Raw genomic sequence first — 13,069 nt, 5'->3', positions numbered from 1 at the left:
GAAATTTACATATACAGGAAGAATTATACTGTGCGTGCGAAACCTGTCGTTTAATCATTTCAAATAAAAAGGCTGAAGAACAACTTTTAGTAATTAAAAGTTGTTCTTCAGCCTTTAGTTGATCATTTCATCTGAGTTTACTCAATCTTAGATATCCCACCACTGGTCAGATTCACCTTGATATCAATTTTTTCGATGCTGCTTGAATCGAGCGGTAAGATTCCTTTATCATTCAGTTTGTTCCACTCTTTTGGAAGATTACGATAGAATATGCCTGAAAGTCCATATACATCGGCATTTATTTCTAAACCTTTCAAGTAAGTTTCCCTAATCTGATCTTCAATTACTTTTATCGCTTTCAGTTCAATATCTTTTCGATTAAGGTTTGCGCTCAATTCCGGAAGAGTGCCCTGCATAGACACTTTAATATCGAAGACAGGTTTGTCATGCTTCATCTTGGGTTGAATAGAGAATTTAAGTTTGTTCATGACGATCACAGCAAGTACTTTTTTGTCATCTTTGATTATCAGAGGCGTTCGTTGCGTCTTTTTTTCCAGCCATCGAACCCCTAATATCTCTTTAGACTTCAGGCAACCACGAAATTGCTCATTTTGCAGAAAGCAGATCCCTGACATGCTAATGTTAGGGGAAGGTTTCTTATTACTCGTCCAGTCTGGCGCAATTTCAAGAAAAGGTAATCGAACCGTTTCGGCTTTCTCTCTCCATTTCCATATAAACTTGTACAGATACAACGGAGCGATAACCGAGCTCTGTTCATAGGTTCGCATGGGACTGTTAAGCTGCGAGTAGATCACTGACAGATCGGCGATCGACGGGGTATTCAGCACATCTTCCATGGGTTCGTTGGTTGCCATGGTCCAAACGGTATATCGAAATTCATAATATCGATCCCAAACGTCCAATACTTGATTGATGACGCTACCCTTCTTTAGCGCTGCTTCACTAAATACGATTGTTTTCACATTACTCCAGATAATTCTTTGTGGACTAGTGGCATATAAATTAAATATTGCCGCATCAAACGAATCTCCTTCTGCTTTCCCTATGAAAGTTTTTTGTTCTTGGCTCTGCCCGGCCTCTTTTTTCGCAATGCCACTAAAGTTAACCATTTGAATATAAACAACGACTTTGTTATCTACATAATCGACGCCTAATGTATTCACATAGATCATATGCTCAATTTCTTTTGATCCCCAACAGCCTGTAAGCAGCATGGAGAGAAGAGCAGTAACAAGCATGCACCGGATCAATTTCATGATCGATCTCGTCCTTTATTTCCCGTATTGTCCGTGAACTTTCCCTTTCCCCACGGCATTCTGAAAATAACTTTATAAAAATCCTTCCAGTGAGGCGGGGATAGAGGGGAAAGGTAGTAGGTACCGAAAGAACGTAAATTGACCATAAAGAGGATCAGTGCAAGCAGACATGTCATCGTACCAAACAACCCCAGAAACCCGCTAATGATGAGAATAGCAATTCGAAGCAAGCTAACAACGCTAACTAATGACTGGTTCACCAATGTAAAGGTAGCCAATACTGAAATGGCTATTACCACAATCGTACCTGGACCTGCAATGCCGGCGCTAATGGCTGCCTGACCGATAATTAAACCTCCAACTACCGATAAGGTCTGGCCATAAGCAGTAGGTAATCTCATCCCTGCTTCCCGAAAAATCTCAAATAAAATGAGCATCACAATCGCCTCTAAGGGAGCCGGAAGAGGCACGCCTTGTCTCGAATTTACTAACGTTGCAAGCAGCGTAAAGGGGATTTGATCTTGATGAAACGTAGTAAGCGCGATCCAAAAGCCCGGCAAAAACAGGGAAAGCATAACCCCTAGGACTCTTAATAACCTAGTAAAAGCAACAAAGATGTTTACCATATGTGCATCTTCCGAAGTATTCAACAAGAAGCTAAAGCTCACTGGCGCTATAATCACAGTAGGCGAACCATTCGTCAAGAGCACAAATTTGCCATGAAGCAGTGAATTCGCAGCATAGTCAGGTCTGCCCGTATATGCGAATAATGGAAAAAACGAAAATCCAGTCAGACTTTCTTCAAGCTGGGTGCTACTCACCAATCCCTGGATTTGAATGCCGGTTAGTTTTGACTTGATCTCATCTAGTACATGAGGTTTAATCGTCTCCTTGAGATATAAAAGATGAACCTCAGTCGCGGTTTGGATTCCAATACTGAATTGTTCAACAGCCAATAATTCGGTCTTAAGTCTTTTTCGAATAAGGGCAATATTGGTAAATGATTCTTCCGTAAAACCATCCTTAGGCCCTCTTGTGGACACTTCTGTATTGGGTTCTTCAGGTTGCCGTTTAGGTGGATCAGCCAATTTCACAACATAGTATTGATTCGATGGCGTAAAAAGAAGGAAAAGATCACCATTAAGCACAGTATCAATCATTGAAGCATTAATCTCTTTTGATGGAAGGGGGGTCATGTGAAACGGAACTTTTTGCATAAGATCGAGTTCATTCGATGTGAGAATAGATTCCGGGATCTTTTTTAATTCCGGGATGATATATTCTTCCACTTTGATTTCATCGCACAACCCCTGGCAATACACCAGTTGAACGGCATTGTCCGAGTCAGACAAAGAGATAGTTAGTCTCTTAATGTCTGAACTTGAACCAAATACTCGTGTGAACACATCCTCGAACGTATTGGATTCCTTTTGCTCAGGCTCTTTCATGATGTTGCTTTCCCCTTTCGTTGAGCCAAGCTAATCAGCCCTGCAATAATTACAGAAAAAGCGAGTACCCCCCATAAAGAAAAGGGAAGTACATAGTGAGCTAACATACTCAGAAAAAATTGGTCACTAAATGGAATGGCTGTGAACACTACAATAGCAAAAGATATGCTTCCAAGAACCAACATTTTCACTTTTTTGCTTTGAATTTGGAGTATATCGAGAATTAGAAACATAGTTAGAGAAATTCTCAGAAAAGCACCACTGAACCATTGATAAACGCTAAAAAAATCAAGATGCTCAATGTATCTTCCAATCGTCAGCAATCTCCATTCTTCATACGCGGGAAATCTGAGTTTATCAGCCTCATCCGGACCAAATTCAACAATTGCACCAATTATCGGACCCATGGTTAGACCTAAGATAAGCAGGATCATGATCATAAACGATAGATATGACAATCGCGATTTGATGTGATGTTGCATAAAGAAAAGCATGATGACCTCAACAAAACCTGCTCCTACGTACACGCTCCCTTTCCAAACGGGCTGCATACCGTGCTCAAGCATCGGTCTTAATAAGGAATAATCTTTATGAGTTGTATTAGAGAACATTATAAAAAACCCCAATATAATAACAAAAGGCAGCAAAATTGCAGCGGTATTCGCGAGGGAGTGAATACCTAAATAAGCATTTATCACAGAAATCAAAAGTAATACGAACGTAAGGACCAGTATAGGTGTCTCTGGTGAGAAGGTCAGATGCACCCAGTATACAGTGTCTCTAGTTGTAATCATGCATAAGACAAACAAATATACACTAGCGACTACCGCAAGAATACGGCTCACGATAGGAGGGTAAGCTTTAGCCAGCCAAGCGAAAAGATGCTGTTTTTTGATTTTGGTAGTACTAATGTGCAGGATAAAGATCCAAACTAGCGCACATGCCCCAGCAAGCAGCACTGAGATCCAGGCGTCACGCTTTGCCGCGTCCAATAGGATGGGGATGATAATGACATGATTTAGAAGGCCTGTACTCAGCATAATAATCATGATGGATTGAATAAACGTAATATTTGTTTTGATTTTCCTCATCCTCCTAAATAAACCGGACCCACCGTCTACCTTATAATGCCATTCTTGGAGGTGATTTATTCTGGAGAATTGAGCAGTGCAAAACGTAAAGAGCCGAGCGGATATCTGCTCGGCTCAAAGTGTTATTATTTAGCGCTCCATAAGGCAACACGATCCTGCACATATTTGGTGTAGCCTTTTTCCATTTTTTCTACTCCGGCTTTCTCCAGAGCTGCCATGTAGTCAGCCCAGATTTTATCGAAATCTGCTGGTTTGGCAAGAATGGCTTCCGGAATACGTTTCCATGTAATATCTCTCATTTTGTTACCTAAAATGGTGACCTCATCTTCACCTGGAATCGCGATATTCCATGCTGCACCATAGGCCTTTTCAGTGAATTCTTCTTCTTTCGGGAATAGATCCTTCCAAGTGGTTGCCTTGTAGGCAGCTAAAGTTTCTTTCTCAACATCGCTATACCCAAGTACAAGTTGTTCCGGGAAGTTTTTAGTATAATAATTTCCACTTGCATCCTTAGCGCCGTCTCCGTAATGAACCATCATATTCCAGTAGAAGCCGATTCCTGTTTCCTTGGTGAAGGCTGTGTTGTCATTGTTGATGCGATCTTGTACATCTGTCGGAACGATCCGTTTGCCGTTCTCTACCACGTAATGCTTACCTTCAATTCCCCAGTTATTCAAGATTTGTCCTTCGTCAGAAGCGAGAAAATCCAGGAACTTAATTGTACGAATCGGATCCGGATTTGTGCTGGAGATCGAGATGCCATAACCACCCATGAAGCCGGTAGGCCAGAAGCTAGTTTCCTTGTATTCTTTCGTTAATGTTACCGGATAATGACCATAAGTTTGATCGAACTTTCCTGCCGTTTTCAACGCTTGTTGAGCATCATTATAATCCCAATCTTGATCAATCAAGCCAAGCACACGTCCTGTGGCTACTTTAGCTTTGTACTGGTCATACTTTTGAACGAAACTCTCTTTATCTAGCAATCCGATATCATTCATATGATTCAGCCAGCGGAAATACTCTTTCTCCTCCGGACGGCGAAAGTGGTAGATCGCCTCATGTGTCTGTTGATCTACGTAATATTCCCCGTCATCCGAACCGCCTGTCGTTGCAACAGCAGGGTTAGTGACGGAAATGTACATATGCCAATCATCCGCGTTCAGGGAGACTCCGATGTTCTTGTTGCCGTTCTCATCAGTTGGATGTTTCTCAAGATAGGCTTTAATTACATTCTCATAATCGGTGACTGTTCTGATTTCAGGGTATCCGGCTTCCTTCAAGACACGATGTTGAAGCTCAAATCCACTGCCAGCCACGAATTTCTTCTCATCAACCGCTGCCCAGGTAGGAATGGCATAAATCGATTGGTCTTCATTCGTGTATTTTGCCCGGGCAAGGTTGTCACCAAGCACACGTTTAATATTTGGTGCATACTTGTCGATTAACTCCGTTAAATCGATGACTGCTCCAGCATCTACAAGTTTACCGATATCAGCTTTGGCAGAGATGATATCCGGATAATCACCACCAGCAGCGATTAAGGCGATTTTTTGTTGTGGATCACCTACCGCAAATTCCGCATCGAGTGTGACGCCTGTTTTCTCTGTAATCACTTTACTGATGTCGTCTTTCATATTGTTCCAGTTCGGGTTTGGATCTTCAGCGAAGAAGGAGAGTGTAAGCGGACTTAAATCTTCGGCTTGTGCAGTTGCTTCCGCGGTAGCCTCAGCAGTGGCACTAACTTCATTCGTTGGTTTAGTTCCTACGTTGTTATCAGCCGTTTTGTTGCTTGATCCGCTACAACCTGCCAGCACACTAATTAGTAAAGTCAAGACCATCAACATCACATGCGATTTTACTGTATTTCTTGTCATGAATAGAAACCCTCCCTTTTTCTGGTCAAAAAATGTATTGTGTATACAGGCTGAGCCTGCTTATACCATTAGCGTACTAACTCTTTACTGAACCCAAAGTCATACCTTTAACAAAGTAGCGCTGCAAAAACGGATAGACGATTAGAATAGGCACAGTGACTACAATCGTGATTGCCATTTTGACTGATTCCGGAGAAATTTGTGCCATAACCTCTGTCATATTGCGACCTCGGAAATTGTCCGCATTAGTTGTCGTACTCTGTATGACCTTCATTAGCTCGAACTGGAGAGTAGTCAACGCATCCTTGGAACCATTGTAAAGATAAGTATCAAGCCATGAATTCCATTGGCCAACGGCGAGGAAGAGAGCGATGGTTGCCAGCGCAGGTTTGGTCAGCGGAAGAATAACCCGCCAATAAATCGTGAAGTCATTAGCACCGTCCAACTTAGCGGATTCCTGCAGTGCATAGGGCAAGCCATCGATAAAGGAACGGATGACAAATACATTAAATGCGCTGACTAGACCGGGGAGGACATACACGCTAAAGGTTCCTATCATATGAAGATCTTTAATCAGGATGTAGCCAGGGATGAGACCACCTGAGACATACATCGTAAGCGCGAGAAATGTAGAGACGAACTTTCGGGCTTGGAAGTCTACCCGACTCAGAGTGAAAGCTAACATGGAGGCACTGACCAACCCAAGAATCGTGCCAATCACCGTACGTAATATAGAGATTTTGAGTCCGGTCATCAGCCCGGAATAGGCAAAGATCGTCTCATAGTTCTTAATAGTGAAGACGCGTGGATATATCGTAATTCCACCCTTAATGCTGTCTGTGGAGTCGTTAAAGGAAATTGCCAACACATTCAGAAAAGGATATAGCGTAACTATGGTTACTAGAGTGACCGCAATATAGACTACCAGATCGAAGATGCGGTCCGACCATGACACGGCGGCCAGTTTTTTACTTAGCATAAGGGCCTCCTATATGATGCTTTCTTTTGTTATTTTTTTGAATATCCCGTTGGCGACAAACAGCAGAATCACACTTACCACAGAATTGAAGATATTAATGGCTGTACCGAAGGAGAAGCGGCCCATGCCAAGCCCGTAGTTCAATGCGTAGAGATCCAGCGTCTGTGAGTAGTCGCGCACCAGGTTATTGCCAAGCAGGAACTGCTTCTCGAACCCAATGCTAATTAAATGTCCGATGGAAATAATGAGCAGAATAATGATGGTTGTCTGAATACCTGGAAGTGTAATGTTTCGTACTTGCTGCAGGCGACTTGCACCGTCTACTCTTGCTGCTTCATAAAGCTCTGGACCTATACCTGAGATAGCTGCAAGGTAAATGATTGTGTTCCACCCGGTTTCCTTCCAAACATCAGAAGCTGTGACGATCCCCCAGAATAAATGACCTTTAGCCATGAATTGTATAGGTTCACTAATTAGATGAAGACTTAGCAGCAGGTCGTTTACCGCACCGTTATCGGTAGAGAGCATCTTGGTAATAATTCCGGCAGCAACTACCCAAGATACGAAGTGGGGGAGATAGGAGACTGTCTGTACAAACCGTTTCAGAAACTGAAGCCGTAGCTCGTTCAGAAGGATAGCAAAAATGATGGGAATAATGAATCCAGCCAACAAGCCCATGATGCTCATAGCGAGTGTATTACGAAGTGCATTAAAGAATTGATCATCTTGAAAAAGCTCTCTGAAGTACTGTAAGCCGACCCATTTTTGATCGAAAAAGGATTTTCCGGGTTTGTATTTCTGAAAAGCCATCGTCCAGCCCCATAAAGGCAAATAATTAAATACAAATGCCCAGAGCACAAATGGGAAGGCCATCATATAGAGGTATTTCTGCTGTATAAAAGTTGGCCAAAAGCGTGAAACAGGCTTCTTCAGCTCCAGTTGAGCTTTTGAGGTAATCGCTTTCATTTATGTCCCTCCTTCGATATGCCATAATCATAATCTACAGAAAGTGAAAGAAACACCCGAATATTTTATATAAAAAACAGGGGTATATCTGTTATTTTCGTAAGCGTTTTCTGAAAAATGTTGAGTCTCTTTTAATTCTTTCTGCGGTAGTCGGAGGGAGAGACACCTTCATGCTTCTTAAATTTTTCTCGAAAATAATCTACATCACTGATGCCCACTTCGTTTGCAACCTGATAGATTTTGTAGCCTTGAGTAAGCAGTTCCTTGGCCTTCTCCATGCGGACATTATCTAGATAGCTGTTAAAAGAATACCCCGTGCTGTTCTTAAAAAGCTTCCCTAGATAAGCGCTACTATAGCTAAATACATCCGCTAGCGTGTCGAGCTTAAGATTCTTATTATAATGTCGATGGATGAGATCCAGCATCCGCTTTAGGAAGACCTCCATATCGTCGCGGGTAATGCCTTTTGCATAATACTCAAGAAGAGTGGAGGCATAGCGCTGCAATTGAGGCAGAGAGGTATGTTTATAGATTTGTTCAATTTGCTCATCCATGTTGCTGTGCATAGGACTCAGCTCCTTATATTGAAACGAGAGTTTGTTAAGTAGATAAGAGACGATACGCACATAACGCGATTTCACGGCCATCTCGGAATAATCGGCAGTAATCATAAGTTCTCCAGCTTCTTGAATCAGGGTGAAGAGTAACGAGCAATTGCCGGTATCCATACAAAAAAACATCCGTTCTAGAACGGACTCCAGCCTGTTCTCTATTTCCTCTGAACTAACTGTCAGCCCATTCTTTATTTTCATGGAATCCGGTCCAATCATCCCCGTCTCGTCATAGAAGAAATGCTCTTTCATCCTTGCCAGCGCCGATAGGTGGGAGACAGAGATATCCTCCAGAGAGTTCACCATATCACCTGCGGTGATGATACATTCAAGTTCATGGTCAGATACTACTTTCTGTATATTCTGGACCATTAACTTATGTACAAGTTCTTTCTGAAATGAGGGCTGAAGCAGAACCCCCAAATAAGAATCTAGCAAGAATACTATGCCCCAGTCATTTTCTTCAAAGCTTTTTGCAAGTCTCGCCTTTACGACTGTTGAAGGTCCATGATCCGCATTGTCCTGAAGTATCAGCCTAATCAGAACCACTTGATAGGAATCCCATAGTAGTTCTGCTTCAAGAATGATTGAATCCATTATTGACGGAGTCTGCGCACTTCGATCCATTAACAAGGATTGAACTAGCATTTCCCGGTTCCATACTTTGACTGCGGCCTGTTTCTTACGATCAGTAATACGTGCATCCAGCTCAATGGACAGATTCTCCAAGTATAGCTGTAGCTCATCTTCATCTACAGGCTTGAGCAAATAGGTATCAATGCCAAAGGATAACGCTCGCTTAGCATAGTTAAAATCCGCATAGCCACTGAGGATGATGATGTGCATTTCCGGATCAAGTGCTCTCAGTTCTTCAACAAGCTCTAGACCATCTCTACCTGGCATACGGATATCTACGATCATTAAATCAGGGGAGTAAAGTTCATATTTATGTTTAGCCTCAATGGCATTTGCGGCGGAATCGATGACTTGATATCCAAGACTCTCCCAGTCTAGCAGAGCAACTAGTCCTTCACGGATCGCCAGCTCATCATCCACTATCAACACACTATACATAAGAATCACTCCTTAATGGAATCGCAAAGCTGATTTGCGTTCCGAATCCGATTTGACTTGCTAAGGTCAGCCCAAATTGTGGACCGTAGGTCAGCTGCAGCCGCAAATGAATATTGCGCATCCCAATATTATTAGTTTCATAGTCATCATTGTTATTCAACATCTTCCTAATTTCTTGTATCCGTGTTTTTGAAATACCCACTCCATTGTCAGATACCTGAACCTTTAGATAACTGTCTTCTAAGCGGATTTCCACCCGGACCATGCCGCCTTCAATTCGATTCTCCAATCCGTGGATGACACAATTTTCTACCAGGGGCTGAATAATTAAAGGGGGAATTTGAAAAGGATTCGCCTTTGGGTCCACAAGTAGCTCATAAGTGAGTCTGTCATCATAGCGGAATTTTTGGATGACTAGGTAACTGTTTACGGTTTCTAGCTCACTTTGCAGACTGATCCTCCCATTGCCGACCTCAAGGTTTTTACGCATCATTTTTCCCAGCAGTCGAACGACTTGAGAAATATCCGCTTGTCCTCTGACAAGAGCTTTCATGCGGATTGATTCTAGGGCATTGAAGAGGAAGTGAGGATTGATCTGGCTGGCCATCATCTTGAATTTAATTTCATTTTGCTTAAGCTGAGTCGCATTTTTCTGTCGATTGGATTCTTGTACCTCACTCATTAGTTCATTAATGTTCCGAACCATATGATTGAATTGTCTGGCAAGCTGACCGATTTCATCTTTACCGTCAATAACAAGCGTGGCTCCTAAATTTCCCGCAGCGACCTTAGAAATATGTTTGCTCAAATGTAGCATCCTTCCGGTGAGTAGCCGCGAGACATAGTAAATCAACAGAATAGCCATAATCATTGCCGAAAGAATTACAAATGAAGCTAGAAAGATAATTCGGTTGGGCTCATCGACGATGCTTGCTACAGAAAAAATGGAAATGATACGCAGGCTATTCAAGCTTCCACCAGGTTGCCAGTGATCGATCACCATTTTGAAGGGTTTACCATCAATGGTTACATCGTGGGGACCTTGCCCTGTAGCGGATAAGGTTGCTAGGTCAATATTCGACAGTGATTTATCTTGTGTATCTACACGATTTGAGGCGACAATATTGTCGTTCTCATCCATAATAAGAGTTTCAAAAGATTCTTGGTTGAGGATCGCATTGAGCTTTTTGGTATTCACATTCACGACTAGCACACCGGTGGTTCTCGCCTTAAAAAAATTGACCTTTCGGATTAGACTTAAATAATATTGTCCATTACGGTTGTCCCGAATATAATTCCAGCAGACCAGTCCCCTTTGGGCTAGTGCGGTTTGGTACCATTGTTCCTGTGTAACACTCTCATTTGTCTGTAGAAACTCCCAGTTGTTGAGAACTGTTGGGTTATCGATATATAAGCGGATACTGGAAACTTCGTTGTATAGTCGAACAAAATCACGGAAATCAGGATAGTTCCAGTAAGCTTCAACAACATCATAGACAGACTCATAACGATGATTGGCAACCTCTTCAAGCCGGCTATCATTCGATAGTCGATAAGCAATATCAAGCGGGATGTTGAGCATTTCGCCAGTCCGTTTTTTCACTCGATCCACGTTGGCTGTAATCTGCTCAAGCGCATTAGCCATTGCCATATTCCGTAGTTCATTTGTAAGGAACAGTCCTACAATTAAGACCGGGATTAGAACGACACAGCCAAATGATAGAAATAACTTCGTTCTGAGTCTTAGATTATTCATAAGAGTGATGATACGAGCATACACGACTAAGGGCCACCTCCTGCACCGGAATGTTAACGCTTACATAAAAGTATATCGTTTAACGAACTTCCATTATATGTGATCATTTAGGGATTTATTGTCTTCTGTTATGGAGTTTTGGAAAGAGGATATATTATATAAAAATCTACAAAAAAATAGAAAACCACTGATCTAGTCAACTAGATCAGTGGTTTTTTTATCCAATTGAATGGTCTCGATTTTCTTTACCGAAGAATAATTCTTAAACCAGAATGCGGACCCTTATGAGGATTTGGTTTGAATGACAGACTCATTCTTTAAAATAGGGTGTAATCCCTTTTGAATATAGGTTCTCTACTAACTTGAAAAATTCTTCTGACGATAAATCCTTTTGACGCTGGAGCCAAAGACGAAATAAAGAAAGGGCAGTTGTCAGGTAAAACTCAATGAAGTATGGCGTTAAGGATTGGTTTTGCGGAACGTTTAATTCTAATTGATTCAAAGTGATTTCTTTTTTTAAGCGTTTTAAAAAACGGGCACTTCCATAATCACCCAAAAGGGCATTAAGAACCAGGAGATGTTCTTTTTTATCCAGACAATAGAGCGTGTCTTGAACCGTATCCAACGATAGCTCTTTATTTGCCAATTCTTTTTTCATTTCATTCAATAGGTCATTTTCAACAGAGTCTAACAATTCGTAAATGTCAGTAAAGTATTGATAAAAGGTGCTGCGGTTATATCCTGACTTATTCGAAATTTCCTGAATCGAAATTTTCTCTATCGGCTTTTGGCTATATAACTCACAAAAAACTTCTACAAACTTTTGTTTTGTTTTCTCCGTTATTTTGGGTTGCTTTTTCATGTTTCCCTCCTACTAGCGAATAAGAATATCATCCGACAAATCATAAAAAACTGATGGTTGATCAAGGAATAATGAAGATTTATAATCACATCATACAACACGTTGTCGGATAATCAAAAGGGAATATTAATAAGTAGGGGTGGTTTATATGTCAGCAAAACAAGATAGAATTTTAATTTTTGGTGCAGGTGTCATCGGGAGCATGTACGCAATTAAGCTTATTGAAGCAGGGTTTGACGTTAGCCTGTTTGCACATTCGAATAGATACAAATCATTAAGAGAAAATGGCCTGCAGTATATAGAAAAAGGTTCAGTTAGATCGATACAAGTGAATGTCATTGATACGCTCGAAAATGACGATGTATACGATTTTATTTTCGTTACCGTTCGTTATGATCGGTCCGAAGCAGCGTTGTTAGCGCTCAAAGATAATCAAAGCAAAAATATAGTTACGATGACTAGTAATTCAATTGGATTTTCTTCGTGGCTGGATATCGTAGGGGATAGACTTTTACCAGCTTTTCCCGGCTTCGGCGGACAGATTAAAGATGGAGTATTGCATGCTCGATTTCTACCAAAGTTTATAGCGGCAACTGCATTTGGAGAAATTAATGGTGTAGTGACAGAACGCATAGAAAACCTTGCAAAATTATTTAAAACTGCAAAGCTTCCCTACGTTATTAAAAAAGATATGCAAGCGTATCTGATCACACATTCCGTATCAGACATTGCCATGTTGAGCTTTTTGCATTCTGAGAATAAGATCATTGACAAAAAAACAGCCAGAACTAGAAAGACAGCACGCAAAATAACATTCACTTTAAAAGCGTATCTAAGGGCAACACAAAAAGTTGGCGTTTCAATTGATCCACCAATGCTTAAAATGGTGCTTAAATTTCCAAACTTATTTTTGGACCTTTTCTTTATGACATGGCTACGAACTAAAATGGTTAGGGATATGATGTTGCCGGATTATGCGAATAATGCTAACAATGAGATTGTGCAGCTTAGAAATGATTTAATGAAATTTTTAAGTCAACATGATATCAAATCGGAAATACATGTTCAGTAATTTTTTGTTAAAATATTATAGTATTGTGGAGGGGCTTGTAATGAACATAATTAATC

General features: G+C 41.2%; 10 protein-coding genes. 1 reads left to right on the top strand and 9 read right to left on the bottom strand.

Going from position 1 to position 13,069, the window contains the following annotated elements; translation table 11 throughout:
• Positions 1-137: 137 nt before the first annotated feature.
• The 9 genes from ACQKMP_RS00150 to ACQKMP_RS00110 all read right to left on the bottom strand — a co-directional run bounded on the left by ACQKMP_RS00150 (position 138) and on the right by ACQKMP_RS00110 (position 11,941).
• On the bottom strand, positions 138-1,277 hold the full coding sequence (locus ACQKMP_RS00150; RefSeq protein ID WP_339248174.1) for a Ger(x)C family spore germination protein: 1,140 nt from the start codon (positions 1,275-1,277) through the stop codon (positions 138-140).
• Complete coding sequence (locus ACQKMP_RS00145) at positions 1,274-2,725, bottom strand: spore germination protein (protein ID WP_042188182.1); 1,452 nt, start codon at positions 2,723-2,725, stop codon at positions 1,274-1,276. Before ACQKMP_RS00145 ends, ACQKMP_RS00150 begins: the two co-directional genes overlap by 4 nt.
• The gene (locus tag ACQKMP_RS00140; protein ID WP_042188184.1) at positions 2,722-3,816 is read right to left on the bottom strand and encodes a GerAB/ArcD/ProY family transporter; all 1,095 of its coding nucleotides are present in this window, start codon (positions 3,814-3,816) and stop codon (positions 2,722-2,724) included. The genes ACQKMP_RS00145 and ACQKMP_RS00140 overlap by 4 nt, the downstream gene beginning before the upstream one ends.
• 125 nt (positions 3,817-3,941) lie before the next feature.
• Positions 3,942-5,693, bottom strand: coding sequence for an ABC transporter substrate-binding protein (locus tag ACQKMP_RS00135; RefSeq protein WP_427468588.1), 1,752 nt, complete (start codon positions 5,691-5,693; stop codon positions 3,942-3,944).
• A 76-nt stretch (positions 5,694-5,769) separates the two neighbouring features.
• Positions 5,770-6,672, bottom strand: a complete 903-nt coding sequence (locus tag ACQKMP_RS00130) for a carbohydrate ABC transporter permease (RefSeq protein WP_427468587.1) — start codon at positions 6,670-6,672, stop codon at positions 5,770-5,772.
• 9 nt (positions 6,673-6,681) lie between these two features.
• Entirely contained in the window at positions 6,682-7,638 is a 957-nt protein-coding gene (locus ACQKMP_RS00125; protein ID WP_042188190.1) for an ABC transporter permease, read from the bottom strand.
• 131 nt (positions 7,639-7,769) lie between these two features.
• The gene (locus ACQKMP_RS00120; RefSeq protein WP_427468586.1) at positions 7,770-9,323 is read right to left on the bottom strand and encodes a response regulator transcription factor; all 1,554 of its coding nucleotides are present in this window, start codon (positions 9,321-9,323) and stop codon (positions 7,770-7,772) included.
• Positions 9,316-11,103 carry a cache domain-containing sensor histidine kinase gene (locus ACQKMP_RS00115; RefSeq protein WP_427468585.1) on the bottom strand — a complete coding sequence of 596 codons (1,788 nt, stop codon included), beginning with the start codon at positions 11,101-11,103 and terminating at the stop codon, positions 9,316-9,318. The genes ACQKMP_RS00120 and ACQKMP_RS00115 overlap by 8 nt, the downstream gene beginning before the upstream one ends.
• A 286-nt stretch (positions 11,104-11,389) precedes the next feature.
• Positions 11,390-11,941, bottom strand: a complete 552-nt coding sequence (locus ACQKMP_RS00110; protein WP_427468584.1) for a TetR/AcrR family transcriptional regulator — start codon at positions 11,939-11,941, stop codon at positions 11,390-11,392.
• Positions 11,942-12,089: 148 nt separating this feature from the next.
• Between ACQKMP_RS00110 and ACQKMP_RS00105 the strand changes: the two genes are divergently transcribed.
• Positions 12,090-13,013: a ketopantoate reductase family protein gene (locus ACQKMP_RS00105; RefSeq protein WP_427468583.1), complete on the top strand. Its 924-nt coding sequence runs from the start codon at positions 12,090-12,092 to the stop codon at positions 13,011-13,013.
• Positions 13,014-13,069: the final 56 nt, after the last annotated feature.

The organism is Paenibacillus sp. NPDC101420, assembly GCF_050277435.1.
Lineage (GTDB): Bacteria > Bacillota > Bacilli > Paenibacillales > Paenibacillaceae > Paenibacillus_AQ.
The sequence above is the reverse complement of the archived record's forward strand: the minus strand, read 5'-3'. Positions and strand labels throughout refer to the sequence as shown.